This is a genomic window from Fontimonas sp. FW305-C-3, assembly GCF_058783185.1.
Genome location: NZ_JBYSYK010000001.1, coordinates 262,271 through 287,279, shown reverse-complemented (window position 1 = coordinate 287,279; position 25,009 = coordinate 262,271). Strand labels below are relative to the sequence as shown.

The window sequence follows — 25,009 nt, the reverse complement described above, 5'->3', positions numbered from 1 at the left end:
ACGATGGACGCCGGCACGATACTGGTAGTCGAAGACGAAGTGCCGATCCGCCGCCTGCTGCGCACGACGCTGCAGGCGCAGCGCTTTGCGGTCGTCGAGGCGGCAACTGCGGCGCAGGCACTCGCTGCAGTGAATGAACACAAGCCCGACCTGCTGCTGCTCGATCTCGGCCTGCCGGATCGCGACGGACTCGAAGTACTTGCCGAGCTGCGCAAGGCTTCGGCAGTGCCGGTCATCGTGCTGACCAGCCGCGATGGCGAGCGCAGCAAGGTGGCCGCGCTCGATGGCGGTGCCGACGACTACGTCACCAAGCCCTTCGGCGCCGAGGAGTTGATGGCGCGCATCCGCACCGCGCTGCGCCATCGCCTGCAGCAGCAAGGCGCGCAGCCGGTGTTCCGCAGCGGCCGGCTGAGCGTCGATCTAGTCCGTCGCATCGTGCTGCTCGACGGCGCGGAACTGCATCTGTCGCCCAAGGAATACGAGATCCTGCAGCAACTGGTGCTGCATGCCGGCAAGGTGCTGACCCACAGACATCTACTGCGTGCGGTCTGGGGCAGCGAGCTGGAATCCGATGTGCAGTATCTGCGCGTCTATGTCCGTCAGCTGCGCACCAAGATCGAAAGCGATCCGGCGCAGCCGTCGCTGATCCTGACCGAGGCCGGCGTTGGCTACCGGCTCCGCGAGGCGGACTGAGCCCCGCTCAGTGGGTCGCGAAGTACCAGGCCAGAAAACCGCAGATCAGCAGCGCCGACAGGCCGCCGCCAACGCTGCCGGATGACCCCGCCTGCAGCGCCGCTTCCGCCGGGTTGGCCTTGTTGTAGTGAACGTCCACGCTGCTGCCGACCGGATACTTGCCGATCTGCCGGCGGATGATCCAGGCCGAGCCGGAAATCTGCACGCCCTTGCGGATCTGGCTGCCGCGATACGCGCTGCCGTCCACGCTGTAGCTGTATTCGAGGTTCGCGTAGCCGTGCTTGCGTGAGCCTTCCTGACGGGTTTCGACGGCGCTGATCTCGATCCTGCCCGGCGCAATGCCCCAGTCGCCGGCGCCTTGCGGGCGCAGTAGCAGGCGGATCGTGCGCAGCAGCGCAAGAAAGCTCAGTACCGAGAACAGCACGAGCAGATAGGGATGGCGAACCTGCGGCAACAACGGCAGCAACCAGCCCTTGATCTGATCGGGGAACAGGAACAGGCAGGCGACGCCCGCCAGCGCGACAAAGATCGTTCCGACCACGGCCCAGATGATGTGCAGCCCGACCGGCGGATCGCGCTCGAGCACGCTGTTGCCCGGCCGGTCCGGCTGGTAGTAGACCGTGACGCTGTTGCCGACCGCGTAGAGCTTGAGAATTTCCTGGATGCGCGGATCGTTGTCGGCAATCTCGCCGATGCTGATGCGGCTGCCGGTGTAGCGATGGCCGCCGGCCTGATATTGATATCGCACCGAAGGGCGATTGACGGTACGCGCCGCTTCGCCGCTGAGCTTGCGTCGCGTCGTGATCATCTCGCTGCTGACGATCTTGCCGAGGGTCTTCGGCCACGAAGACGCCTTGTGCACTTCGTACAGCTTGACGAGCGTGGCCGCGACCAGAATGCCGGGAATGCCGAGCACGAACAGCACGACGAACCAGCCGCCGGTGTTCTGCAGCGAAGACGGCAGCCAGTTGGGCAGCCAGCTGTCGGGGAAGATCGCGATCAGGAAGAACAGCGCGGCGAAGGCGGTGCCGTAGATTCCGGCCGCCCGGTTGGTCGACGAAGAGTATTGCGCCTCGTCTTCCGGTGCATTCGCTTCCGCGGATCGCCACTTGCAGAGGCTGCGCCAGCGATCGTCTCTATTCAGGAAACTGACGAACAGGGTCTGCAGCTGCGCATCGTCGAGTCTGGCCCGGGCTTGGAGCAGTTCGTCGCCGCGACTGCACTGCACATCGAAGCGGTCCTGGCCTTCGCCGATGTCGGCGAGCAGGAAGTCGTTGCCGGCTTCGAGCAGCAGCGACCAGTGGTCGTCGCGCGGCAGCCTGGCCAGCGCCGCGGCGATGTCCTGTTCAGTGGCCTGCTCGGAAAACCGCTCGTCGCATAGGTCGAGTCTCATCACACACCCCGCCGATCACCCCTGCCGCATCATGGCGGCAAGCCCGGCGAATGTTCCACAGCGGCAGGCGCCCGTCTGCGACCTGCGCCACGGATGAGCGGACCGCGCTCAGTCCGGCCCGGTCTTTACGGCCGGCTGCATCGATAAGCGGCACAGCACGATGCCGCCGAGCACGATGGCGCCGCCGATCGCCTGCTGCGGACCAAAGCGCTCGTTGAGCAGCACCCAGGCAAACACCGCGGCGGCCACCGGTTGCACCAGCAGGCTGACCGAGGAGAACGTCGCCGGCAGATGCGCAAGGGCATAGGCGATCAGCCCCTGGCCGCCGACATGCGACAGCAGCGCGAGACCGGCCAGCATCAGCCAGGCATGCTGATCCGGCGGCAGCAGGGTTTCGCCCTGCAACAAGGCCAGCGGCGCGGTGACCAGGGCGCCGACCAGCGTGCTCCAGAACATGACCTGCACCGTCGTGAACCAGCGGCGCTGGCGGCTGACGGTCAGCAGATAGCCGGCATAGAACACCGCCGACGCGACCCCGAGCAGATCGCCGATGACGGTCTCGACGCCGATCTTCAGGCTGTCCGCGACCAGCAGCGCCGCGCCGGCCATCGCCAGCAACAGGCCCACCACGAAGCGGCCACCGGTGCGCTCGCGGAACAGCAGCCAGGCGGCGAGTGCGACGAACAGCGGCGCGACATTCGACAGCAGCGTGGCGTTGGCGACCGATGTGTAGCGCAATGCCTGGTGCCACAGCACCAGATCGGCGGCGAAGCACAGACCCGCCAGCCACAGCCAGGGCAGATGGCCGCTCGCAGCAGTGGTTGCGGCGGTGGGCGGGCGCTGCCGCCAGAGCAGCAGGGCCAGGACCGGCAAGGCGAGCGCCAGCCGCCAGAACGCCGCGGTGGACGGCCCGACGCCGGCGGCACGGACGAAAATCGGCGCCAGCCCGATGAGCACGGCGCCGACAATCAGCGCCGGCAGCGCCCGCGCGGCGACGGCTGGGCCGCTCACGCCAGAACGACCGCGGCCGGCATGGCCGACCGCCGTGAAATTTGCGCTGGGAACGCCGTCGAGGAGAGCAACATGGTGGCGGAGATTAGCAGCCACCACCGGGCGCTGGCGTTTATGATCTGGGCGCTGCAGGGAGCCGGCCACGGTTCCTTATGCACAACAGTCGCTCATCACGGTTCCGCGGCACAATCAAGGTCATCTTCCGTAAGATTCTTGCAATGTTCGTGGAAGCCAATGTTTGCAAACGAAATTTACCCTTTGCCCAACTTGCGGGCGGGCCCCGATCTTGCACTGCGACCTCCTATACACCAGTAGGTCGGCAGGACATCCACAAGCTTATCCACAGGCCTTGAGCAGCATTCTGGTCAGCGTTTGCGTCCCCGTACCGCTGTTCGCGCAGTACGACTATCAGGTCCCTGCGGAACTGGTCGCGGGGCTGCGCCGCGGCAGCCGCGTGCGGGTGCCTTTTGGCCGCCGCGAACTGGTCGGAATCGTCGTCCGCGCACCCTATGAAGGCGAAGCCGACGGCGCCACGTTGCGGCCGATCCGCGCGGTGCTCGACGACAGCCCCCTGTTGCCGACCGAGCTGCTGGCACTCTGCGAATGGGCGGCGAGCTATTACCACCATCCGCTCGGCGAAGTGCTCGGCGCGGCGCTGCCGGGCCGCTTGCGCCACGGCGAGCCGGCCGAGCTGATCGAACCGCTGGCTTATGCGCTGACCGTCGCCGGTCGTCAGGCCCTGGCCGAGCTTCCGGAACGCAATCGCGCGCAGCGCGCCTTGCTGCAGGCCCTGGCCGACGGTCCGCGCCTGCGCGCATCGCTCGATGCCGGCGCCGCCACGATCCGGCAGGCCGTCGACCACGGATGGCTGCAGACCCAAACGCTGGATCAGGCCCCGCTGACGGTCGCCGCCATACCGGCACCGACAGCCGAGCAGGCGGACGCGCTGGCCGCGCTCGAGCAGGCGCAGGGTTTCGACGTCAGCCTGATCGAAGGTGTCACCGGCAGCGGCAAGACCGAGCTCTACCTGCGCCGCATCGAAGCGCTGACCGCCAATGGCGGCCAGGCGCTGGTGCTGGCGCCGGAGATCAGCCTGACCCCGCAACTCGAAGCGCGCTTCCGCGACCGCCTCGGCGACAGCGTCGTCAGCTTCCATTCCGGCATGACCGACCGCGCCCGCGAGCAGGCCTGGCTGCGCGCGCGCAGCGGCAGCGCGCGGGTCATCGTCGGCACCCGCTCGGCAATCTGGCTGCCGTTCGCGCAGCTGCGCCTGATCGTCGTCGACGAAGAGCACGACACCTCGTACAAGCAACAGGACGGCCTGCGCTACTCGGCGCGCGACGTCGCGATCCTGCGCGCGCAGAAGCTCGGCATTCCGATCCTGCTCGGCAGTGCGACGCCATCGCTGGAAACCCTGCACAACGCGCAGCAGCAGCGCTACCGGCATCTGCGCCTGCAGCAGCGCGTGCGCGGCAGCGCGCCGCCGAAGGTGCGCATCCTCGACGTCCGCACGCTGCCGCTCGATCACGGCCTGTCGCAGCCGCTGCTGAAGGCAATCGACAAGCATCTCGAAGCCAAAGGCCAGGTGCTGCTGTTCATCAACCGGCGCGGTTATGCGCCGGTGCTGCTGTGTCACGCCTGCGGCTGGAGCGCGCCGTGCACGCAATGCGACGCGCACATGACGATGCACCGCGGCCGCGGCCTGCTGATCTGTCATCACTGCGGCGCACAGCAGTCGCTGCCGCGAACTTGCCCGTCCTGCCATGCGCAGGATCTGCTGGCGGTCGGCGCCGGCACCGAGCGCATCGAGCAGGCGCTGGCCAACCGCTTTCCGCAGTACCGCGTCGCCCGCTTCGATTCCGACCGCATCACCAGCCCAAGCGCGCTGGCGAAACAGCTGGAGGACATCCGCGAAGGCCGCGTGCAGATCCTCGTCGGCACACAGATCCTCGCCAAGGGCCACGACTTCCCGAACCTGTCGCTGGTCGGTATCGTCTCCGCCGACCAGGCGCTGTACGGCACCGACTTCCGCGCCGTCGAACGCATGGGCCAGCTGGTGACCCAGGTTGCCGGCCGCGCCGGGCGCGGCGAAGTGCCCGGCGAAGTCTGGCTGCAGACCCACGAGCCTGAGCATCCGCTGCTGCGCACGCTCGCCGAACGCGGCTATCGCGCGCTCAGCGCGGAGCTGCTGAAGGATCGCGAGATGTCCGGCCTGCCGCCCTACAGCCATCTCGCACTGATCCGCGCCGAAGCTCAGGAGGCCGGTGGCGCGCTGCGCTTTCTCGCCGACGCCCAGCCGCTGTTCGCGACGCGACGGAGCGTCATGGCGATGGAGCCGATGGCCAGCGGCATGGAGCGCCGGGCCGGCTACGCGCGTGCGCAGATGCTGCTGCAGTCCGATAGCCGCGCGGCGTTGCATGCGGTGCTCGGCGCCGCAGTCCCGCAGCTGGGCAGCGTCGACGGCGCGCGCAAGGTGCGCTGGTCGGTGGACGTGGATCCTTACGATCTGATGTGAGGTTTGGCTCCGGCAGCTCGATACACCGCGCCGATGGCGCGGCACTCGATGCGAACGGGTCATTTTTGTGCCTGTCCGACAAAACTCCGCTCGTCTCGAGTGCAGTGCGCGTAGCGCACGGTGTATCGAGAGACCGCCACGGAGCCCGCTTCCCGTTCGCCCCCGGCCCCGACCGGGTAGAATTCGCCCCCTTGCGACCCTCGGGTCGTTTTGCGTACCGGAACAATGAAAGAGCATTTGCAGGAGCTGTTGGCGACGGCGCTCAAGCGCACGCTGGCCCAGGGCGGGGTCGAGCTGGCGCCGACGATTCAGCTCGACGCCACCAAGGACGCCAAGTTCGGCGACTTCCAGACCAACCTCGCGCTGCAGCTGGCGAAGGCGATGGGCAAGCCGCCGCGCGCGGTCGCCGAGCAGCTGGTCAAGCTGCTGCCGGATTCTTCGCGCGTCTCCAAGGTCGAGGTGGCCGGGCCTGGCTTCATCAATTTCTATCTGGCGGCCGCGGCATTCCAGGCAGTGGTCAGCGAGGTGCTGCAACAGGGCGACACCTACGGCCGCGACGATTCCGGCATCAAGGGCAAGATCATGGTCGAGTTCGTCTCGGCCAATCCGACGGGGCCGATGCACGTCGGTCATGGCCGCGGCGCTGCCTACGGCGATGCGATGTCGAACCTGATGGCCGCCACCGGCTGGACGGTCTGGCGCGAGTACTACATCAACGACGCGGGACGTCAGGTCGACATCCTCGCGATCTCGACGTGGCTGCGTTACCTGGAGCTGTGCGGCGAGATGCTGCCGTTCCCCAAGCGCGGCTATCCGGCGGATTACATCAAGCGCGCCGCGCAGAAGATCAAGGACGCGCATGGCGAACAGTTCCGCCGCGCAGCGTCGACGGTACTGGCCGACCTGCCGGAAGAGCCGGTGGCAGCGGAAGGCGTCAGCGACAAGGAAAAGGACGCCATCAAGCTGCGCCAGGAAGCCTATGCGGATGCGCTGATCCTGCGTACCAAAGCGCTGCTCGGCGATGGTTACACGACGATCGTTCGTTCCGCGCTCGACGACCAGCTCGAAGTGATCCGCAGCACGCTGCAGGCCTTCAACGTCCGCTTCGACCAGTGGTCTTCCGAAGCTGCGCTGGTCAACAGCGGCTTCGTGCAGAAGGCGCTCAAGCGCCTCGCCGACAAGGGTCTGATCTACGAGAAGGACGGCGCGCAGTGGATGCGCACCGAGCAGTTCGGCGACGAGAAGGATCGCGTGCTGGTCAAGGCCGACGGCGCTGCGACGTACTACTGCAACGACCTTGCGTATCACATCGACAAGCTCGACCGCGGCTTTCCGCTGCTGATGGACGTCTGGGGCGCCGATCATCATGGCTACATCGCCCGCGTGCGCGCCGCGATCGAAGCCCTGACGGAGCGCAAGGATGCGCTCAACGTGCAGCTGATCCAGTTCGTCACGCTGTCGTCCGGCCGCATGGGCAAGCGCAGCGGCAACTTCGTCACGCTGCAGGACCTGATCGACGAGGCCGGCACCGACGCGACGCGCTTCTTCTACCTGACGCGCTCGCACGACCAGCATCTGGAATTCGATATCGACCTCGCGCGTTCGCAGTCGAACGACAATCCGGTCTACTACGTGCAGTACGCGCATGCGCGCATCTGCACGGTGCTCAAGCAGCTCAGCGACAAGGGCGGCCAGTGGGATCGCGAGACCGCGAAACTGACGCTGCATCGCCTCAGCAACGAGCACGAGAAGGCGCTGCTGACCTTGCTCAACCGCTACCCGGAAATGCTCGAGCGCGCGGCGGCGGCGTACACGCCGCACACGGTCGTGTTCTTCCTCAAGGACGTCGCCGAGGCGCTGCACTCCTACTACAACTCGCACCGCTTCCTGGTCGACGACGATCCGGAGCTGCAGTCCGCGCGTCTGGCGTTGATCCAGGCCGTGGCGCAGGTGATTCGCAACGGCCTCAGCATTCTCGGCGTGTCCGCACCGGAAAGGATGTAAACGACTTGTCCAGAGACTACGCGCAGCGCGGCGGCAACGGCCGTCAACAGGCCCGCGGCCGCAGCGGCGGCAAGAGCAAGAGCGGCGGCGGATTGCCGGCCTGGGTCTGGCTGTTTGCCGGCCTGTCGGTCGGTCTGGCGGTGGCGGCGTTCGTGTACATCTCGCGCCCGATGGATCGCAACGCGGTGCCGGTTGAAGCCGGCACCGACGTTGAAAACGAAGCGGCGGACGAAGTCGCGACCAGCACCGCCAAGCCGCGCGGCGACAGCAAGCGCGGCGGCGACAAGAAGGCACCGATCACGCTGCCGCCGAAGGAAAAGCCGCGCTTCACGTTCTACGAAATCCTGCGCGATCAGGAAGTCGTGGTCCCGCAGGAGGCGGTCAAGGGCGACAAGCCGCCGCCGGCTGTTGTCGCCGCCGGCGAAGGCAGCTTCATCATCCAGGTCGCGTCGTTCAAGGCACAGGCTGAAGCCGACCGGCAAAAGGCTGCTCTGGCGCTGGTCGGCATCGAGTCGCGCATCGAGACGATCACGATCGACGGCAAGGACACGTACTACCGCGTACGCATCGGTCCGGAGTCGAACTGGAAGAAAGTGCAGGCGACGATGGCGCGGCTCGAAGAGAACGACATCAGCGCGATGGTGATCAAGCTGAAGTAGTTTTGCGCGGGAGCGTTTGCGCCGCGTCTTTTCAGTCGAACAGCACCGCCTTCACGCCCGTCACCTCACCCACCGTCGCCGTGCGATGCACGCGCAGTTCGCCGTCGCGCTCGAAGACGATCGGGCCGACCACCGTATTCGCGCCGACCGTCACTACCGGCTTGCGCTTCTTGTTGTCCGAGCCGTTATTGGAATCCTCGACACGGATCTTGCCGATGCGCGAGCCGGCGCCGGTGTCGATCGACCCCGCCGAGATCACGACCTCGCCCTTGACGACCGCCTTGTCGAGCGAGATTGCGCCGTTCACGGTGCGCACGTCGGCGCCGATGTTCGCGTTGCTGCCGACACGGATGTCGCCATTGACGGTTTCGAGATCTTCCTTGACCGTCAGGTTCTCGCCGGCGGTGATGTCGCCGTTGACGGTTTCGGCGTCGTCGACGCGCACGCCGGCACCCAGCTCGATGCCGCCATTGACCGTTTCCACACCGGCGGCGCGGGTACCGTCACCGAGTTCGATGCCGCCGTTGACGGTCTCGAGATCCTTGACCGTCGATTTCGCGCCGATGCGGATGTCCTCGTTGACCAGATCGAAGCTCGAGGTCGCCGATTCGATGTGATCGATGTTGACGCCGGCCCAGACCAGGGCCGGCAATGCGGCCAGTGCCGCGCACGCGGCGATGCTTGTCTTCTTCATCAGGGTTCCCGTCCAAGTGTGGGGCTGTCGCGACGACAGCTTGTTGCTTGGACGGTCCGGCTGGCGCTTAGGTTTGAATCAGGACGAAAGCGGCCGCCGCGGCCATCGCGATCAGGAAGACGCCCCACAGCAGCCACAGCTTGCCGTAGCTGTGCGGCGGCGGCGGCACGGCCTGATCGAGCACGTCTTTCGCTTCCTTGAGACCGAGCCCGTTGCGCTGGCGCAGCAGCTTGATGGCAGCGATGCGCTGGCCGCCGAGCGCAAGCTTGCGCACTTCGATGTCGACGGAGTGCGTGTCGCCGAGTCGCGGCTGCGGCTGCGGCTGCGGCTGCGGCTTGCCAGGAACGCCGATCAGCGCCGTCTGCGCGTCGGCAAGCGTGTGGATTCCCTCCACCGCATCCTTGGCCTCAAGCAGCGAGGCGCCGGTCAGTTCACGCAAGCGCTTGATGGCACCGATCTTGTCGCCACCCTGAATCCGCGACAGCAGCGCGTAAGCTTCATCGTTCATCGGCAGCCTCCATCACACGTACCGACCAGGGCGTGAGGCTCGCCGTGTCGAGCTGGTAGTACTCGCGCAGCAACTCGTAGAGCTCGGCGTGGTGCTGGCGCAGCTCGGGGCCGCGCTGGAAGTAGGCTTCACTGACGACGCCGAAGAACTCGCCGGGACTTTCGGCGCCGTAGGGATCGAGCACCGGCGGCCGCCGGTGTCGCTGCAGACGACGGAACTCGCGATCCATCACTTCCGACCAGCGCGCGTAGTCGCGCATCGCCGGCGCGCCTTCGGTCTCCGGATTCTCGTCGTCGAGCTGGTGAGCAAACTCGTGAACGACCACATTCACTTCGTCGCCCTCCAGCGCCGCCTGCACATCGGCCCAGGACAGCGCGACACGATCGCCCTGCCAGGATTCACCGATGTGCTCGACCGGCTCGTCGCTGACCAGTCCCAGCTCGTCCGGCTCGTCGCTGTGCACGAAGAAGCGGTCCGGATACAGCAGCACGCTATGCAATGCCGGAAACACCTGCGCATGACCGCGCAACAGCATCAGGCAGGCGAGTCCGGCGACGGCGATGCGCATGTCGTCGTCGACCTCCAGACCGCCGCAACCGATGAAGCGCTTGGTCTGCAGAAATTCCTCGACGCAATGTTCATAGCGATGACGCTGGCCCGCGGCCAGATACTGCGTCTGCGGCACCCGCGCGTAGACCCGCTCGCGCCAGCCCTCCGGCGCAACCGATCGCAACCGGGCGCGACGCGGCTTGCGCAGCCATTGCACGAGGAAGGCGAGTACGACGCCGGCGATGACGAAAGCTTCCGGTGGCGGCCAGTTCATGGATGGCGTCCCTGATCCGTCATTCCCTTTCCGATGGCCGCATCATTCGCCATCACACTGGCAGCAGGTTCGCCATCGACAGCATCAGCCACTTGGTGCCGCTGGACTTGAAGCGCACCTCGACGCGCGTGCGGTCGCCGTCGCCATCGAACTGCAGGATCGTGCCTTCGCCGAACTTCTCATGACGCACGCGCTGGCCGAGATTGAAGCCGGCCGGACCGGACTCGGCACGCAGGCGCGGCGTCATCGCGGTGCGTGTGACCGGCTCGGGCGTGCGATTGCCCCCACCATAGCCACCGCCGTAGTTGCCGCCGCCATAGCCGCTGCTCGCAAACGCCGGGCGCACGATGCGCGCACGCGGCCTGGTCTCGACGACACACTCGGGCGGGATCTCGCGCAGGAACTGCGAAGGTCCATTGATCTGCTCGACGCCGTGCAGGCGACGCAGCTCGGCGTAACTCATGTACAGCTGCTTGCGCGCGCGGGTGATGCCGACGTAGCACAGGCGCCGCTCTTCCTCGAGATTGCCCTCGTCGGTCGAGCGCGCATGCGGAAACAGGCCGTTCTCCATGCCGACCATGAAGACGATCGGGAACTCGAGGCCCTTGGCGGCATGCAGGGTCATCAGCTGCACGCAGTCCTCGCCCGGCCCGGCCTGCGACTCGCCGGCCTCAAGTGCAGCGTGGGTCAGGAAACTGGTCAGCGGATCGAGCGGCGGCTCGCCCTCCTGCGGCGTTTCCAGCGGCGACAGCTCGAAGTAGCGCGCGGCACTGATCAGTTCGTCGAGGTTTTCCAGCCGGGCCTCGGACTGTTCGCTCTTGTCCTTCAGATAGAAGTCGCGCAGGCCCGAGCGCTGGATCACGATGTCCGTCGCCTTGCTCAACACACTGTCGCGCGTCTCCGCCGCGATCGATTCGATCAGCGCCAGAAATTCCTGGACCTTGCCGGCGGATCGGCCCAGCACGCTCGCGCCGTGGCGGGAGGCCGACCACATCGACAGGCCCTGTTCGCGTGCATACACGCGCAGCTTCTCGACCGTCGTCGCGCCGATGCCGCGCGCCGGGGTGTTGACCACGCGCTCGAAGCTGACGTCGTCGTCGCGGTTGTTGAGCAGGCGCAGATAGGCCATCGCATCCTTGATTTCCTGACGCTCGAAGAAGCGCAGGCCGCCGTAGATGCGATAGGGAATGCGCGCGCGGATCAGCGTCTCTTCCAGCACGCGCGACTGCGCGCTCATGCGGTAGAGGATCGCTATGTCGCTGTGCGCACAGCGACCGTCGAGATGCTCGCGGATGCGGTTGATCGCGAACTCGGCCTCGTCGTATTCGTTGAAGGCGGCGTAGAGCTGGATCGGCTCGCCTTCGCCGACATCGGTCCACAGTTCCTTGCCGAGGCGCCCGGTGTTGCGCGCGATCAGGCCATTCGCGGCATTGAGGATCATGCCGGTAGAACGGTAGTTCTGTTCGAGCTTGACGATCTCGCAGCCGGGGAAATCCACCGCGAGGCGCATCATGTTCTCGACGCGCGCGCCGCGCCAGGAGTAGACCGACTGGTCGTCGTCGCCGACCGCGAACAGCACGCCCTGGCTGCCGGTCAGCAACTTGAGCCAGCGATACTGCAGCGTGTTGGTGTCCTGGAACTCGTCGACGAGCACGTGACGAAAGCGCCGGTGGTAGTGCGCCTGGATCTCGGCATCGTCGCGCGTCAGTTCATAGGCACGCAGCAGCAGCTCGGCGAAATCGACGACGCCCTGGTTCTCGCAGGTCTGCTGGTACGCCGCATAGATGCGCACGAACTGGCGCTGCGTGAAATCGCCTTCGTCGCGGAAGTGCTGCGGCCGGCGCGCTTCTTCCTTCTGCGCGTTGATCCAGCCGGTGACGGTTTTCGGCGGCCACTGGTCGTCCGGCAGATCGAGGTTCTTCAGCACGCGCTTGACGACGCGCACCTGATCGTCGGCATCGAGAATCTGGAAGTTCTGCTGCAAGCCGGCTTCCTTCCAGTGCAGGCGCAGCATGCGATGCGCGATGCCGTGGAAGGTACCGACCCACATCGCGCGGATCGGCACATCGATCAACTGCTCGATACGCCCGCGCATCTCCGCCGCCGCCTTGTTGGTGAACGTCACCGCGAGGATCGACATCGGCGATGCATTTTCAGCAGCGATCAGCCAGGCGACGCGATGGGTCAGCACGCGGGTCTTGCCGGAACCGGCACCGGCGAGCACCAATCGATGCTCCAGCGGCGCGCTGACCGCTTCACGCTGCGCCGGGTTCAGGGAGGAGATCAGCGGGGAGACATCGGGGGAGGACCATTGCATGAGGGAATTCTACCGGTTGGCGGCGTCCCCAGCGTCATATTCTCACCGTACACTCGCGCATGACGCATCTGCGCACACTTTCGGGGAACTCACGATGAAAACCGTACTGATCACCGGCGCCAGCACCGGCATCGGCAAGGCCGCCGCCGAACTGTTCTTCGCGCGCGGCTGGAATGTCGTCGCAACGATGCGCACGCCGAAGTCGGACCGTGACGACGGCCGCTGGCTGGTCACGCGGCTCGACGTCACCGATCCAGCATCGATCGCTGCGGCGTTCAAGCTCGCGCAGGAGCGCTTCGGCCAGATCGACGTGCTCGTCAACAACGCCGGCTACGGCCTCGTCGGTACGCTCGAGTCGATGAGCGACGAGCAGATCCGCCAGCAGTTCGAGACCAATGTGTTCGGCCTGATGCGGATGTGCCAGGCGATCGTGCCGCAGTTCCGCGAACGCGGCGAAGGCACGCTGATCAACATCGCCAGCATGGGCGGGCGCCTGACGTTCCCGTTCTACAGCATCTATCACGCGTCGAAGTGGGCGGTCGATGGCTTCACCGAGTCGCTGGCCTTCGAACTGGAGCCGCTGGGCATCCGCGTACGCCTCGTCGAACCCGGCGCGATCAAGACCGACTTCTACGATCGCTCCGAGACCTTCGTCCACAACCGCGATCTGACCGCCTACAACAATCTCGTCGACGGCGGCATCCGCCGCATGAAGAAGGCCGGTGCCAAGGGCGCGCCGGCGTCGCTGGTCGCCGAGACGATCTGGAAGGCGGCGAACGACAAGGCCGGCCGCCTGCGCTATGTCGTCGGCAGCGACGCCAAGGGGCTGCTCGGCATCCGCCGCCTGATCGGCGGCGACGCGGCATGGCGCAAGATGATTGCGGGGCAGTTGTTGAAGTAGGAGGCGACCAGTAGCCCGGGTGCAACCCGGGATTTTTGTGCGTGCCACCGGCGCCCCGGGTTGCACCCGGGCTACGAGCTTCTCAGCGTCTCTTCTTCGGCAACGCCGCCACCGGCTGCCCCATCATCATCGCCGCCATCTGCGCGATCGACGTGATGATCTGCTCGCGTGACACATGCGGCGTCGGTTCGCTGATGTAGCGGACGATCGTGAACAGCACGCTGTTGACCAGGATGTAGACCTTGGTCGGCAGATCGACGATCGGTGCCGCCGGCGGGTGATGCATGACGTAGACCGTCATCGCGACCGTCATCTGGCGTTCGAGGTTGTTCATGACGCGCACGAAGTCCATCTGCGCCCAATAGCGCGTGATCTGCATGTAGCGCTGGTTGTCGGCCTCGAGGAACTCCCACACCGCGTGCAGCAGATCGACCACGAAGGCTTCGATCGATTTCTGCGGCAGCTGCTCGATCTGCGTATGGATCAGGGCCTGCAGTCCATTCGCGATCTGCTCCAGCGTCGCGGCATACAGGTCTTCCTTGCTGTCGAAGTACTGGTACAGCGAACCCGGGCTGACGCCGGCGCGCTCGGCAATGCGTGCCGCCGTGGCACCTTGCAGGCCATGCTCGGCAATCGTCATCGCAGTGGCATCGATCAGGCTCTGCACCATGACCCTGGACCGCTCCTGGCTCGGCTTCTTGCGCATGACCCCTGAAATGCGAATTGAATGCGACTAAAGATTCGCATTACGGTGCGCACATGGCAAGCCAACGGAATCGGGCATGAGCGCAAAGGGCTGGTTCTGGGCACGTCGCGAGATCGCGGCGCTGGACGAGAAGAAGGACTTCCACCGCATCGCGCAGCTGTCGTTCGTCGTGCGCTACGGCACGCCGATCTTCCTGCATGGCCTGTTCTCGGTCGCGTTCGTCCACAACGTCGGCCATCCGGGCATGGCGCGCATCCTGCACCGCGGCGGCCGTGGGCCGATCATCCGCGACACGCGCAAGCGCAACTTCGACTCGCTGACCTTCTTCGGCGAGCTGTACCGGCATGGCGACAGCGAACCGACCCGCCGCATCGCCGATCGCCTGGTGCGCATCCACAGCAATTTTGCTATCGACAACGACATGTCGCTGTACACGCTGGCGACGCTGGCCTGCCTGCCGCGCCGGCTGTCGGAGCGCTTCATGGGCGATGCCGGGTTCAGCGCCAAGGAGTGCGCGTCGCAGTACCGCTTCTGGCGCCGCATCGGAGAGCTGATGCAGATCCGCGACATTCCGCAGACGCCGGATGCGTTCCTCGAATGGATGCTCGACCAGGAGCGCGCGCATTTTGGCGCAACACCCGAGGCCTCCGCGATTGCAAAGGCGCTCGCCGACGAATGGGCCGAATACTGGTTCCCGGCACCGCTGCGCGGTACTGCGGTTGGCGTGTTCTACGCGCTGGTCGATCCGCAGCTGCGCCGGCGGATGGCACTGCCCGAGCCGACCGCGCTGCAGTCCGCGCTGACGACGCTCGCGGTCAAGGGCCTGTTCCTGTTCAAACGCCTGTGGGCCGATCCGCGCGAGCGCCACATCTCGGATTTCTTCGGCCGCGCCTACGGCCGGCAGATCGATACCGACGCGATCGGCTACGACGTCGGACACCGTGGAGAGCACCCATGAATACCGCACTGACCCCGCCGCAGTACGGCTTTGCGACGCGCGGGCGGCCGGTGCCGCTGCTGGCACTCGACAAGGGGCTCGCCGGACCGGTGACGCGCTCGCGCTGGCAGCGCACGCTGCTGATCTATGCATTGCTGTTTGCCGGCGGCTGCGCGCTCGCCTGGGGCCCTCATCCGCAGCTGGCATCCTTCGGCCTCGGCCTCGTCATCCCCGGCGGCGGCTTTCTGCTTCACGCGACCGGCGGCGCGGCATCGACCGCCCTGCACGTCGGCTTGTTCGGCGGGACGCTGCTGCTGTTTGTCGTCGCGCTGTTCCTGTGGGTGGCGACCGGCAACATCCTCGCACCGGTGCTGGTCTGGCTGGGCAGCGCGCTGTTCGCCGGCTGGATGGATCACTGGACCGGCACGGCGTTCATGCCGGTGATCGCGATGTGCCGCGCCGGTGCCGCGACACTCGCCGGCCACTGGTCGGATGCGCGGTTGTGGCTGCCGCTGACGATGGCGGCTCTGGTCGGATTCGCTGCCCTGCGCATGCGGCTGCGCAAGCCGGCGCTGCAGCGCGAACGCGACCGCATCAATCAATACCTGCAGCAGGCCACGACAACGGTGACGACCGGCCTTGACGCCGTTTCCGGTCTGCCGCAAGTGCAGCCGCTGGCCGAGAAGGATCTGCCGCTGTGGCGCTTCATGCTCGACCGCGCGCTGCAGCCGGTCGCGAACTTCGACGGCTTCGACCGCATCGACGAATACCGCGAAGCGGCGAAGCGTTACCAGATCTGCAACATGTCCTACATGCTCGGCATGCACATGTACACCCGCACGCCGGCGTTTCGCGGTTATCTGGCGCAGGCGCAGAACCGCCTCAGCGACAAGATGATGGATCACCGCTGCTGGAGCTACTGGCGCCATGAAAACCTGTGGGGAAACCTGCGCGCCGATCCGAACCCGCTCGCGCGCGACAACATCATGTACTACGGCTGGTACGGCGGCATGCTCGGCATCAACCTGTGCAACACCGGCGACCAGCGCTACAACACGCCCGGTTCGATCAAGCTCCCGCATCCATCGGGCCAGGTCTACGAAACCAGCTTCGGCGAGATCTGCCAGATCATCCGCCGCAACATGGCGGCATCGGAGTTCTGCCTGTTCCCTTGCGAGCCGCGCTGGATCTATCCGATCTGCAACAACTTCGGCGCGCTGTCGCTGAAATGCCACGACCGTGCGATGGGCACTCATTACTGGGACGAAGTCCGCGAGCGCTACCGGCGCGGCCTCGAGAACGAGTTCGTCACGATCGACGGCCGCATCACCGCGATCCGCGATTACTACACCGGCGCGACCATTCCGGCGCTGACCGCGACGATGGCCGATGCGGTGACTGCGCTATTCATCCATCCGGTGCTGCCGGAGCTGGCGCGACGCAGCTGGGAGATCGTCCGTCACGACCTGATCCGCGTCGCCGGCGGTCGCGTGCAGCTGCATACGAATGGCTGGGACAAGATCGATTTCGGCAACTACCGGCGCAGCCTGCTGACGACTTACGCGCTGGTCGCCGCATCGGCACGCGAGATGGGCGACGACGAGGTCGCCGATCTGCTGCTGCAGCGTATCGATGCGGAGTTCCCGAGCGAGATCGTCGGCGGCGTGCAACATTACAAGGGCGGGTCGACCAGCGCGCACGCGGTCATTCACGCCGCGCGCGTGCTGCGCGGCAACGGCTTCCACGATCTGGTCGACGTCGGCATGCCGGCGCCCTGGCGCAACGGTCCCTTGCTGCAGGACGCCGAGTATCCGCAGGTGCTGGTCGCCGGCGCGGTGTCGGACGGCCAAGATCTGCGCCTGCATCTGGCGCCGGGCCTCGTCGGCGGCCGCCATCGGCTCGGGCTCTCGCAGCTGCGGCCCGAGGCACGCTATCGCGTCAGCGGCGGCGTCGAGACGGAGATCCGTGCCGATGCACGCGGGCTTGCCGGCCTGCACGTCGATCTCGAGCGCTATTGCGCGGTTCACGTCACTCCGCTGCAATAGACGTATGGCCTGCTGCCTGGTCGGTTCCCTGTTGATGGTGCTCTGCGCGGGCCTGGTCCGCTCGGTGAAGACCAGGCTGTTCCGCATGGACGCCGAGGCCCCGGAGCGCTGGCGCCTGACCATCGCCGACCGCCCCTGAATCCGAGCTTTGCTGCACCCTGAACCCCGCGCACAGTGGGCATGCTGCACCTTGCAAAGCCGAGTACGCAGGCCCCGTCCGGCGCATTAAGCTGGGGCATGGTCCGGGATCAGGCATTGAATTGGGCATCGAGGCTCGCGTGCGCCGCACTGCTGGCGTTGCTGATGCAGGCTGCGCTGGCGGCCGACAGCAAGGGCCTTCAGGTGGGCGATGCGGCGCCCGCGCTGCAGGCACCGCAGCTCGACGGCACGCCGCTGCTGCTGCAATCGCTGCAAGGCAAGGTCGTCTATGTCGATTTCTTTGCTTCCTGGTGCGCACCGTGCGCCCAGGCGCTGCCGGCGCTTGATGCGCTGTACCGCAAGCACAGCGGCAACGGCCTGAGCGTCGTCGCCGTCAATGTCGACACCGATCGCGCCGCCGCGCTGAAGATGCTCAAGCGCATTCCGGTCAGCTATCCGGTGGTCTTCGATCCGGCCGGTGTCTGGCCGGAAACCTTCGGCTTGCGCGGCATGCCATCGGGGTATTTACTCGACCGCAGCGGCGGCGTCCGTTTCATCAAGACCGGCTATCAGGCGAAGGATCTGCCGAAGCTGGTTGCTGCAATCGAAGCTGAGTTGGGGAGAACACAATGATCAGAATGACCACTCGCATCCTGCTGCTGGCAGTCGCAGTCGCCAGCAGTGCCTGCGCGACCGTGCAGCCCTGGCAGCGCGGCGATCTCGCCCGTGCCGAAATGGCCTTCGAGCCGGATCCGGTGCTGTCGAGTTACCGGCGCCATACCGAGTTCAGCAAGGAAGCCGCCAGCGGCGGTGCCGGGCTGGGCGGCGGCGGTTGCGGCTGCAACTGAGCACGTCCCGTCACCGGGCGCGAGCTGATCATTATTTTGGGGGAGTGGGGATGAGCGTGACGAAACCTTCGTTGTCGGCGTTGACCGCGGCTGCCATGGCGCTGCCGGGACTGGCACAGGCGGAAGTGCAGACCGATCTGCTGTACTCGCACTACGCGGAGGCGGATCTGTCGGGCAGCCAGGTCGAACCCGGCCAGGAGACCGAGCGCTATCAGATCGACTCGCTGCTGTTCCGCCTGACCGCGCCGGTCGGTGCGCAGGCGCTGGAGGTCAATGCGACGGTCGAAAGCATGAGCGGCGCGTCGCCCTGGTATATCCGCCCCGCGAGTGACGGCCGACCGTTGCTGATCATGAGCGGCGCGAGCATCGAGGAAACCCGTGTCGACGTGCAGGGGTCGCTCGGCGTCGAGTTCGCCGGCCTCGACTGGGACGTGCTCCTCGGCTATTCCACGGAGGACGACTACGAGGCGATCAACGGCGGCCTCGAAACCGAGTACACGCCGCAGGAGGCGAACTACACGCTCAGCGGCGGCATCGGCTATTCCTACGACCAGCTCGATCCGGTGCGCGGCGACAGCAGTCCCAATGTGATCGACGAGGCCGACAAGGATTCGCTGTCGCTGTATGGCGGCGCGACCTGGATCATCAACGCCCAGACCGTGCTGCAGACGACCTTGAGCTACGGCCTGCATGACGGCTACCTCAACGATCCCTACAAGCTGGCCTGGGTCGTCGATCAGACCAACACCGTCGCCGACAGCCGCCCCGGCACGCGCAACCAGTTCGCGATCTCGACGCGCCTGCGTCACTACATCGGCGAACTCGGCGCCGCGCTGCATGCGGACTACCGCTATTACACCGACGACTGGAACATCGAAGCGCACACGCTGGAGCTGGCCTGGAACCAGATCATCGATGCCTCCTGGCGCATCACGCCGGCGATCCGCTGGTACAGCCAGTCGCAGGCTGAGTTCTACGCGCCTTACTACGCCAGCATCCGCAACGACGGCTACGCCTCCAGCGACTATCGCCTGTCGCCGTATGGCGCGATCTCGCTGCGGCTCGACGTGCGCAAGGCGCTGGGCGAATGGGAGCTCGGCGGCGGTATCGAGTGGTACCAGGCCGATGGCGATTACGCGATCGGTTCGGTCAAGGTCGAGAACCCCGGCCTCGTCGAGTTTCTGGGTCTGAACCTGCGCCTGTCGAAACGCTTCGGTATATGAGTCTGCTGCGCGTGCATCGCGTCAGGGCCCTCGGCGGGCCCTGCGCGCTGCACCTCTATGCGGACAGCGAAGCCGCCCTCGATCGCGCGGCGGCGGCCGGCGAAGCGGAGCTGCTGCGCATCGAGCACAAGTACTCCCGCTATCGCGCGGACAGCATCGTCTCGCTGATCAATGCGCGCGCGGGCAGCGGCGAATCCACGACCGTCGACGACGAAACCGCAGCGCTGCTCGACTACGCGGCGACCCTGTACCAGCAGAGCGGCGGCCGCTTCGACATCACCTCCGGCATCCTGCGCCGCGCCTGGGACTTCAAGGCCAGGCGCGTTCCGGCACAGCGCGAGATCGATGCGCTGCTGCCGCTGATCGGCTGGCCGCTGGTGGACTGGAAGCGACCGCAGATTGCGCTCACACGCAGCGGCATGGAGCTGGACTTCGGCGGCTTCGGCAAGGAGTACGCCGCGGACCGCGTCGCGACGATCCTGCTCGGCCTCGGCATCCGTCATGGCCTTGTCGACCTTGGCGGCGATCTGCGCGTCCTTGGGCCGCATCCCGACGGCACGCCGTGGCAGATCGGCGTGCAGCATCCCCGTGCGGAAGGTGCGATTGCCGTGCTGCCCTTACGCGGCGGTGCGATCGCTTCGAGCGGCGATTACGAACGCGGCTTCGAGCACGACGGCGTGCGCTACGGACACATCCTGAACGCCAGCACCGGCTGGCCCGCGCAAGGACTGGTCGGCGTCAGCGTCCTCGCCGAGCAATGCCTGATTGCCGGCAGCGCGGCAACCTGCGCGATGCTGCTCGGCGCCGACGAGGCGCCGGCCTGGCTGGATGCCTTGGGTCTGCCTTACCTGTGTATCGATGCACAACTGCAGGTCAGCGGCAGCGTCGCGCACCAGAAAGAGTGAGGCGCTGACCGGTGCGGGCAGCCGCAATTTGCAACTCGGCCCGGATGGCGTCGGGCAGCTTGCCGTTCGACGGAAATTCATTGAGCGCTGCGTACCGTCATCCCATGCAATGGGAAAGGACGTACGCACATGAAGACGACCGTCAAACAAGTGAGCCGCGCGGTGACCAGCAGCGCCCGCCAGCGATTCGCGAATGCCCTGGGCGAGGCTCGCTGTGTTGCTGAACTGGCGCGGTTCGCGCTGCTGCCCGGCAAATCCCTGTTGCAGGACATTCCGCGCGGCGATGGTCGCCCGGTGCTGGTGATTCCCGGATTTCTCTGCGGAGACACGGCCACGCTGGCGCTGCGCCGTTTCCTCAAGGAGATCGGCTATACCCCCTTGGCCTGGAAGCAAGGCATCAACTGGGGCCCCAAGGCCGGCACCCGCGTGCGTCTGCTGCATCGGGTGAATCAGGCCTGCGAGGCCTTCGAGCAGCCGGTGACGATCATCGGCTGGAGCCTCGGCGGGTACTACGCGCGCGAGCTGGCCTGCATCCGACCGGATCTGATTCGCGAAGTCATCACGCTGGGCTCACCGATCCAGGGCAATCCGGACAGCATCGCGGTGTGGCATGCCTTCCGCCTGCTCAATCGAAGCAACATGCCCCAGCTGAAATGGGGGCCGCTCGACTTTCCGCAACCGAGCGCGGTTCCCTGCCTCTCCATCTTCACCAAGCGCGACGGCATCGTGCCCTGGGAGTTCTGCGTTCCGTCACGCGGTTGCATCGGCGATTCCGTGCAGGTGAAGGGCAGCCACATCGGACTGGTCGCCAATCCGGAAGTGATGCGGATACTCGGGATCCATCTCGGCTCGCCTCGCGCCCTCGGCCACATGGCGCGCGAGCAGCGCCATCGTCTTGCTATTCCGCAGGCAGTCGGCTCTGATAGCTCTTCCGAACTCGAGGGGAGAGGGCGGCTTCATGAATCCGCGGAAAGTGGCGTCGGCCTACGCCGACGCGGTGCTCGACTGTCTCGAGTCGGGTATCGAACAGGGCATCGTCTGCAAGGACGACATGGTTCTGTTCGCCAATCGCAACGAGTGCGAGAGCAAGCCGCACCTGTGGGTCGATAAGGATTGGAAGAAGCTGGTGACCGGCATTTCGGCGCCGACCGATCCGCTGGCGCCGGGCTTCAGCAAACTGCGGCTGCGCGCGCAGATCATCGAGAGCCTGCTCGCCAGCGGCAAGGCGGAACGTTTCGCGGCCGGCATTCTCGCCATCGAGGCGGCCGACCGCGCGCCGCTGGGCGGCGGCGCGGCTTCGTAGCAGGGGCACGCGCCGCTAGCGCTTTTCGGTGGCGCGCGCCGCCAGTTTCGTCGCCATCTCGCGGGCCTTCTTCAACCAGCGCTTCGCCCAGATGAATTCGGTAGCGAGGATCGACAGGCCCAGCGGAATGACGATGAAAGCCGGGCCGGGCAAGACCAGCAACGCGATGCCGAGCAATGTGACGGTGCCGCCAATGACGGCAATCGCAATGCGCTTTGCGACGCGGTAGCTCGGGTGATCGCTCATCGTGTGCGTAGGAGTATCAGGCCGCCATCGTTCGCCGGTGCAGCCACCAGGCACCCGCAGCCGCGATCAGCACAATAGCAGCGAGCACGGCGAAGTCGCGAGGCGATGGATTGCGCAGCACCGCGCGCAACTGATGCCCGAAGGCAGACATCATCAGATTGCCGGGCAACAAGCCGAGGAAAGTCCCGGCCGTGAACGGCCATGCGCCGACGCGGATCGAACCGGCGACGACGTTGACGACCGAGAAGGGCGCCACCGGCACCATGCGCAGCGTGGCGACCTTCAGCGTGCTGCCATGCTCCATCGCCTTCTGCAGTTTCTCGAGCTGCTGCGGCGCCAGCTTGCGCAGCGGCTTGGTGCCGAAGTGCCGGCCGATCGCATAGAACACCAGCGCCGAGGTCATGCTGCCGCCGAGGGCATAGAGCATGCCCGTGGTGCTGCCGAAGCTGAGGATCGTCGCCGCGTTCAGCGCCGTGTTCGGTAGCATCAGCAGGCTGGCACCGATGTAGATCAAGGCGATCACCAGCGGCGCAAACCAGCTCTGCCGGATCGAACCCATCCATGCCGCGACGTGGGATGCATCGACCTGCTCGCCCAAAGGGGTCCAGCGCCATACCGCCGCCATGGCGAGGATGATCGACACCCCGACCGCCGCGGCAATCAGCTGCCTCCGCTGAATCTGCTTCATCGCCTCACTCCATGACCGCTTCAGGTCGGGGCCGCAGCATGAGTCGCGCATCATGGGCCGCCCCTGAACAAGCCCGGCAGATGGTCTCCGGTCACCGGCATGCGCAGGATTCGTGCCCGGGGTCTCGCGGCCACCGGCTTTTGCGGCCGCCCGCGGTGTTGGGCGCTGTGCGGCGAAGCTACACTGGGCTCTCAATGCTCGACAGCTTACGGATGGGCGCCGGGATGAAGACGCTGATCAGGGTCATCTGCGCCATGGGGATCGGAGGAGTGATGGTCAGTGCTTTCGCCGCTACACCGCCGCCGCGCCTGTGGCCCATCGAGGTCGACGGCAAGCACGGTGCCATCGACATCAACGGCAAGCCGGTGGTCGAGCCGCAGTATCAGTCTCCGATCGAGTTCGCCGGCGGCATGGCGCGCGTTACGCAGAACGGCAAGACCGGTTTCATCGATGCGACGGGCCGGCTCGCGATATCGCCCAAGAAGATGCTCAGCCGCGGCAGCGGCGATTTCGGCGACGAGATCAGCATCGCCGCATTGATGAGCGCCAGCTTCTCCGAAGGCCTCGCGGCGTTCAGACTCGACGGCCGCGAAGGTTATGTCGACACCAACGGCGACGTCGTCATCGAGGCGAATTTCGACGAGGCGTTTCCGTTCGACGACGGATTGGCCATCGTCCGCATCGGCTCGAAGTTCGGCTGGATCGACCGCAGCGGCGCGCTCGTCATTGCCGCTGAGTACAACAAGGTGCATCCCTTCAGCGACGGACTTTCCTGCGTGCTGATCTTCGACAAGGGCGGCTACGGTTACATCGACCGCAAGGGCCGTTGGGCGATCGACGCGCAGTTCAACTACGCGTATCCGTTCGTCGAAGGCCGCGCGCGGGCGCAGGTGAAGGGCGGGTACGGCTACATCGACAAGACCGGCACGACCGTCATTCCGCCGCCCGCCGGCTACAAGCTGTCGACCGATTTCTCCAGTGGCCGCGCCGCGTTTCACCAGGGCAGCGGCTGGGGCTATCTGGATACTGCCGGCGCGGTCGTGATTCCGCCGTTGTTCTTCGGCGGCTACGCGTTCCGCGAAGGCCTGGCGCGCGCGACGCTGACCGGCGGCCTAACGCCGGAGGGAAAGCGCAGCGAGAAGCTGTTCGGTTACATCGGGCCGGACGGCAAGTTCGTCGTCAAGCCGCAGTTCGACGACGCGGGCGATTTCCACGAAGGGCTGGCGGGCGTGGGCGTTGGCGGCAAGTACGGGTTCGTCGACGCCAAGGGAAAACTGCGCATCGAGCCGCGCTACGCGGGCGTCGAGCACTTTTCCGGCGGTCTCGCGCGGGTCTGGCTGCAGAGTGCCGGCCGCGGGCCGCATGCCTACGTCAATGCGGACGGCAAGGAAGTCTGGAGATCGCCCTAGGGCCAGTTGACGCTACACCGTCAGCACGACCTTGCCGGTGCTCTTGCGCGCCTCGATGTACGAATGCGCGTCTCCCGCCTGCGTCAGCGCAAAAGTCTTGTCGACGTGCGGGCGCACCCAGCCTTGCTCGACACCGCGCAGGATCTTCTGCATCCATTGCGCCACCTTGTCCGGCTCGTGCCAGAGGTGCCCCATGTTGACGCCGAACACCGCGCGGTTCTGGTTCATCAGACCGATCGGCGTGAAGATCGGCAGGCCAAGCCCCATGCCGACCAGCTTCAGCGGGCCCGGCAACGAGGATTCCGTCGCGGTCGAGATGCCGAACATGCCGAGCCGGCCGGTATGGCGTAGCGCCTTGTAGCTCTTCTTCCAGTGACTGCCGCCCAGCGGATCGACGATCAGCTCGACGCCGCGGTCGCCGGTCAGGCGCATCAGCGGCGGATACCAGTCGCCCTTTGTGTAGTCGATCGCCTCGTGCAGGCCGCGCGCCTGCAGGAACGCGTGCTTGCCCTGGCTGGCCGTGCCGATCATGCGGCAGCCGATATGCCGGCCGATGTCGATGGCGGCCAGACCGACGCCGCTGCCGGCGTTGTGGATCAGCAGCGTGTCGTCCGCCTGCAGGCTGCCCATGACGACCATCAGCTGCCAGGCCGTCAGGTAGTTCACCGGGATCGCCGCGCATTGTTCGAACGACAAGGATTCCGGCATCGCGAAGGCCTGATGCTCCTCGACGACCGCCGTGTCGGCGTAGCCGTTGAAGCGCGTCAGGGCCATGACCTTCTTTCCGACCCACTGCGGATCGGCCTGCGGCCCGGCGGCGTCGACCAGCCCCGACACCTCGTAGCCGACCGCGGCAGGCAACTTCGGCGCATCCGGATACAGCCCCTTGCGAGCGAGGATGTCGGCGAAGTTGATACCCGCCGCGCGAACGCGGATGCGCAGTTGCCGGCCGCTCGGAACCGGATCGGGGAATTCGCGCGGCTGCAGCTTCTCGGGACCGCCGGCGGCCGTGATGACCATCTGTTTCATGCTGATGCTCCTGC

General features: G+C 66.2%; 25 protein-coding genes. 15 read left to right on the top strand and 10 right to left on the bottom strand.

Features of this window, described 5'->3' with window-relative positions; translation table 11 throughout:
- Positions 1-3 precede the first annotated feature (3 nt).
- Complete coding sequence (locus AC3WUF_RS01335; protein WP_492421642.1) at positions 4-693, top strand: response regulator; 690 nt, start codon at positions 4-6, stop codon at positions 691-693.
- 7 nt (positions 694-700) lie between these two features.
- Here the strand turns inward: AC3WUF_RS01335 and AC3WUF_RS01330 are convergent, their stop codons facing one another.
- Both AC3WUF_RS01330 and AC3WUF_RS01325 read right to left on the bottom strand, forming a co-directional pair.
- Positions 701-2,086 carry a DUF3592 domain-containing protein gene (locus AC3WUF_RS01330; RefSeq protein ID WP_492421640.1) on the bottom strand — a complete coding sequence of 462 codons (1,386 nt, stop codon included), beginning with the start codon at positions 2,084-2,086 and terminating at the stop codon, positions 701-703.
- A gap of 108 nt (positions 2,087-2,194) precedes the next feature.
- Positions 2,195-3,097 (bottom strand): DMT family transporter, encoded by a 903-nt coding sequence (locus tag AC3WUF_RS01325; RefSeq protein WP_492421638.1) that lies wholly within the window; start codon positions 3,095-3,097, stop codon positions 2,195-2,197.
- 349 nt (positions 3,098-3,446) lie between these two features.
- On the opposite strand from AC3WUF_RS01325, the gene AC3WUF_RS01320 reads away from it, so the two are divergent.
- The 3 genes from AC3WUF_RS01320 to AC3WUF_RS01310 all read left to right on the top strand — a co-directional run bounded on the left by AC3WUF_RS01320 (position 3,447) and on the right by AC3WUF_RS01310 (position 8,275).
- Entirely contained in the window at positions 3,447-5,612 is a 2,166-nt protein-coding gene (locus AC3WUF_RS01320; protein WP_492421636.1) for a primosomal protein N', read from the top strand.
- 225 nt (positions 5,613-5,837) lie between these two features.
- Positions 5,838-7,616: an arginine--tRNA ligase gene (gene argS, locus AC3WUF_RS01315; RefSeq protein WP_492421634.1), complete on the top strand. Its 1,779-nt coding sequence runs from the start codon at positions 5,838-5,840 to the stop codon at positions 7,614-7,616.
- A 5-nt stretch (positions 7,617-7,621) separates the two neighbouring features.
- Complete coding sequence (locus tag AC3WUF_RS01310) at positions 7,622-8,275, top strand: SPOR domain-containing protein (RefSeq protein ID WP_492421632.1); 654 nt, start codon at positions 7,622-7,624, stop codon at positions 8,273-8,275.
- A 31-nt stretch (positions 8,276-8,306) separates the two neighbouring features.
- Here the strand turns inward: AC3WUF_RS01310 and AC3WUF_RS01305 are convergent, their stop codons facing one another.
- The 4 genes from AC3WUF_RS01305 to uvrD form a co-directional block, all read right to left on the bottom strand.
- Positions 8,307-8,969, bottom strand: a complete 663-nt coding sequence (locus tag AC3WUF_RS01305; RefSeq protein ID WP_492421630.1) for a hypothetical protein — start codon at positions 8,967-8,969, stop codon at positions 8,307-8,309.
- Positions 8,970-9,036: 67 nt separating this feature from the next.
- The gene (locus AC3WUF_RS01300; RefSeq protein WP_492421628.1) at positions 9,037-9,477 is read right to left on the bottom strand and encodes a ribosomal protein L7/L12; all 441 of its coding nucleotides are present in this window, start codon (positions 9,475-9,477) and stop codon (positions 9,037-9,039) included.
- Entirely contained in the window at positions 9,467-10,300 is an 834-nt protein-coding gene (locus tag AC3WUF_RS01295) for a M90 family metallopeptidase (protein ID WP_492421626.1), read from the bottom strand. The genes AC3WUF_RS01300 and AC3WUF_RS01295 overlap by 11 nt, the downstream gene beginning before the upstream one ends.
- A 52-nt stretch (positions 10,301-10,352) precedes the next feature.
- The gene (uvrD, locus tag AC3WUF_RS01290) at positions 10,353-12,617 is read right to left on the bottom strand and encodes a DNA helicase II (protein ID WP_492421624.1); all 2,265 of its coding nucleotides are present in this window, start codon (positions 12,615-12,617) and stop codon (positions 10,353-10,355) included.
- 94 nt (positions 12,618-12,711) lie between these two features.
- Between uvrD and AC3WUF_RS01285 the strand changes: the two genes are divergently transcribed.
- Positions 12,712-13,518, top strand: coding sequence for an SDR family oxidoreductase (locus AC3WUF_RS01285; protein WP_492421622.1), 807 nt, complete (start codon positions 12,712-12,714; stop codon positions 13,516-13,518).
- An 82-nt stretch (positions 13,519-13,600) separates the two neighbouring features.
- On the opposite strand, the gene AC3WUF_RS01280 is transcribed toward AC3WUF_RS01285, so the two are convergent.
- Positions 13,601-14,224: a TetR/AcrR family transcriptional regulator gene (locus AC3WUF_RS01280; protein WP_492421620.1), complete on the bottom strand. Its 624-nt coding sequence runs from the start codon at positions 14,222-14,224 to the stop codon at positions 13,601-13,603.
- Between the two features lie 76 nt (positions 14,225-14,300).
- Between AC3WUF_RS01280 and AC3WUF_RS01275 the strand changes: the two genes are divergently transcribed.
- The 9 genes from AC3WUF_RS01275 (at position 14,301) to AC3WUF_RS01235 (ending at position 21,623) form a co-directional block, all read left to right on the top strand.
- On the top strand, positions 14,301-15,182 hold the full coding sequence (locus tag AC3WUF_RS01275) for an oxygenase MpaB family protein (RefSeq protein ID WP_492421618.1): 882 nt from the start codon (positions 14,301-14,303) through the stop codon (positions 15,180-15,182).
- On the top strand, positions 15,179-17,206 hold the full coding sequence (locus AC3WUF_RS01270) for a linalool dehydratase/isomerase domain-containing protein (protein ID WP_492421616.1): 2,028 nt from the start codon (positions 15,179-15,181) through the stop codon (positions 17,204-17,206). Before AC3WUF_RS01275 ends, AC3WUF_RS01270 begins: the two co-directional genes overlap by 4 nt.
- A 4-nt stretch (positions 17,207-17,210) precedes the next feature.
- A complete protein-coding gene (locus AC3WUF_RS01265; protein WP_492421614.1) occupies positions 17,211-17,345 on the top strand; it encodes a hypothetical protein in 135 nt (44 codons plus the stop codon).
- Positions 17,346-17,461: 116 nt separating this feature from the next.
- Positions 17,462-17,977 carry a TlpA family protein disulfide reductase gene (locus AC3WUF_RS01260; RefSeq protein ID WP_492421612.1) on the top strand — a complete coding sequence of 172 codons (516 nt, stop codon included), beginning with the start codon at positions 17,462-17,464 and terminating at the stop codon, positions 17,975-17,977.
- Entirely contained in the window at positions 17,974-18,192 is a 219-nt protein-coding gene (locus AC3WUF_RS01255; protein ID WP_492421610.1) for a DUF4266 domain-containing protein, read from the top strand. The genes AC3WUF_RS01260 and AC3WUF_RS01255 overlap by 4 nt, the downstream gene beginning before the upstream one ends.
- Positions 18,193-18,242: 50 nt before the next feature.
- The gene (locus tag AC3WUF_RS01250) at positions 18,243-19,415 is read left to right on the top strand and encodes a DUF3570 domain-containing protein (RefSeq protein WP_492421608.1); all 1,173 of its coding nucleotides are present in this window, start codon (positions 18,243-18,245) and stop codon (positions 19,413-19,415) included.
- Complete coding sequence (locus AC3WUF_RS01245) at positions 19,412-20,320, top strand: FAD:protein FMN transferase (protein WP_492421606.1); 909 nt, start codon at positions 19,412-19,414, stop codon at positions 20,318-20,320. The genes AC3WUF_RS01250 and AC3WUF_RS01245 overlap by 4 nt, the downstream gene beginning before the upstream one ends.
- Positions 20,321-20,449: 129 nt before the next feature.
- Positions 20,450-21,430, top strand: coding sequence for an esterase/lipase family protein (locus AC3WUF_RS01240; RefSeq protein WP_492421604.1), 981 nt, complete (start codon positions 20,450-20,452; stop codon positions 21,428-21,430).
- A gap of 16 nt (positions 21,431-21,446) precedes the next feature.
- Positions 21,447-21,623 (top strand): hypothetical protein, encoded by a 177-nt coding sequence (locus AC3WUF_RS01235; RefSeq protein ID WP_492421602.1) that lies wholly within the window; start codon positions 21,447-21,449, stop codon positions 21,621-21,623.
- Between the two features lie 15 nt (positions 21,624-21,638).
- On the opposite strand, the gene AC3WUF_RS01230 is transcribed toward AC3WUF_RS01235, so the two are convergent.
- Positions 21,639-21,869: a PGPGW domain-containing protein gene (locus tag AC3WUF_RS01230; protein ID WP_492421600.1), complete on the bottom strand. Its 231-nt coding sequence runs from the start codon at positions 21,867-21,869 to the stop codon at positions 21,639-21,641.
- 16 nt (positions 21,870-21,885) lie between these two features.
- Positions 21,886-22,557 (bottom strand): TVP38/TMEM64 family protein, encoded by a 672-nt coding sequence (locus tag AC3WUF_RS01225; protein ID WP_492421598.1) that lies wholly within the window; start codon positions 22,555-22,557, stop codon positions 21,886-21,888.
- A gap of 224 nt (positions 22,558-22,781) precedes the next feature.
- Between AC3WUF_RS01225 and AC3WUF_RS01220 the strand changes: the two genes are divergently transcribed.
- Positions 22,782-23,966 carry a WG repeat-containing protein gene (locus AC3WUF_RS01220; protein WP_492421596.1) on the top strand — a complete coding sequence of 395 codons (1,185 nt, stop codon included), beginning with the start codon at positions 22,782-22,784 and terminating at the stop codon, positions 23,964-23,966.
- A 12-nt stretch (positions 23,967-23,978) separates the two neighbouring features.
- Here the strand turns inward: AC3WUF_RS01220 and AC3WUF_RS01215 are convergent, their stop codons facing one another.
- Positions 23,979-24,995 carry a zinc-binding dehydrogenase gene (locus AC3WUF_RS01215; RefSeq protein WP_492421594.1) on the bottom strand — a complete coding sequence of 339 codons (1,017 nt, stop codon included), beginning with the start codon at positions 24,993-24,995 and terminating at the stop codon, positions 23,979-23,981.
- Between the last annotated feature and the right edge of the window lie 14 nt (positions 24,996-25,009).

Excerpts from the sequence above, each read along its gene's own strand:
- AC3WUF_RS01220 (WP_492421596.1), top strand. The coding sequence starts at position 22,782 with ATGAAGACGCTGATCAGGGTCATCTGCGCCATGGGGATCGGAGGAGTG.
- AC3WUF_RS01215 (WP_492421594.1), bottom strand. The coding sequence starts at position 24,995 with ATGAAACAGATGGTCATCACGGCCGCCGGCGGTCCCGAGAAGCTGCAG.
- AC3WUF_RS01285 (WP_492421622.1), top strand. The coding sequence starts at position 12,712 with ATGAAAACCGTACTGATCACCGGCGCCAGCACCGGCATCGGCAAGGCC.
- AC3WUF_RS01280 (WP_492421620.1), bottom strand. The coding sequence starts at position 14,224 with ATGCGCAAGAAGCCGAGCCAGGAGCGGTCCAGGGTCATGGTGCAGAGC.
- AC3WUF_RS01300 (WP_492421628.1), bottom strand. The coding sequence starts at position 9,477 with ATGAACGATGAAGCTTACGCGCTGCTGTCGCGGATTCAGGGTGGCGAC.
- argS (WP_492421634.1), top strand. The coding sequence starts at position 5,838 with ATGAAAGAGCATTTGCAGGAGCTGTTGGCGACGGCGCTCAAGCGCACG.
- AC3WUF_RS01245 (WP_492421606.1), top strand. The coding sequence starts at position 19,412 with ATGAGTCTGCTGCGCGTGCATCGCGTCAGGGCCCTCGGCGGGCCCTGC.
- AC3WUF_RS01295 (WP_492421626.1), bottom strand. The coding sequence starts at position 10,300 with ATGAACTGGCCGCCACCGGAAGCTTTCGTCATCGCCGGCGTCGTACTC.
- AC3WUF_RS01250 (WP_492421608.1), top strand. The coding sequence starts at position 18,243 with ATGAGCGTGACGAAACCTTCGTTGTCGGCGTTGACCGCGGCTGCCATG.
- AC3WUF_RS01305 (WP_492421630.1), bottom strand. The coding sequence starts at position 8,969 with ATGAAGAAGACAAGCATCGCCGCGTGCGCGGCACTGGCCGCATTGCCG.
- AC3WUF_RS01255 (WP_492421610.1), top strand. The coding sequence starts at position 17,974 with ATGATCAGAATGACCACTCGCATCCTGCTGCTGGCAGTCGCAGTCGCC.
- uvrD (WP_492421624.1), bottom strand. The coding sequence starts at position 12,617 with ATGCAATGGTCCTCCCCCGATGTCTCCCCGCTGATCTCCTCCCTGAAC.
- AC3WUF_RS01225 (WP_492421598.1), bottom strand. The coding sequence starts at position 22,557 with ATGAAGCAGATTCAGCGGAGGCAGCTGATTGCCGCGGCGGTCGGGGTG.
- AC3WUF_RS01240 (WP_492421604.1), top strand. The coding sequence starts at position 20,450 with ATGAAGACGACCGTCAAACAAGTGAGCCGCGCGGTGACCAGCAGCGCC.
- AC3WUF_RS01270 (WP_492421616.1), top strand. The coding sequence starts at position 15,179 with ATGAATACCGCACTGACCCCGCCGCAGTACGGCTTTGCGACGCGCGGG.
- AC3WUF_RS01275 (WP_492421618.1), top strand. The coding sequence starts at position 14,301 with ATGAGCGCAAAGGGCTGGTTCTGGGCACGTCGCGAGATCGCGGCGCTG.
- AC3WUF_RS01330 (WP_492421640.1), bottom strand. The coding sequence starts at position 2,086 with ATGAGACTCGACCTATGCGACGAGCGGTTTTCCGAGCAGGCCACTGAA.
- AC3WUF_RS01230 (WP_492421600.1), bottom strand. The coding sequence starts at position 21,869 with ATGAGCGATCACCCGAGCTACCGCGTCGCAAAGCGCATTGCGATTGCC.
- AC3WUF_RS01335 (WP_492421642.1), top strand. The coding sequence starts at position 4 with ATGGACGCCGGCACGATACTGGTAGTCGAAGACGAAGTGCCGATCCGC.
- AC3WUF_RS01265 (WP_492421614.1), top strand. The coding sequence starts at position 17,211 with ATGGCCTGCTGCCTGGTCGGTTCCCTGTTGATGGTGCTCTGCGCGGGC.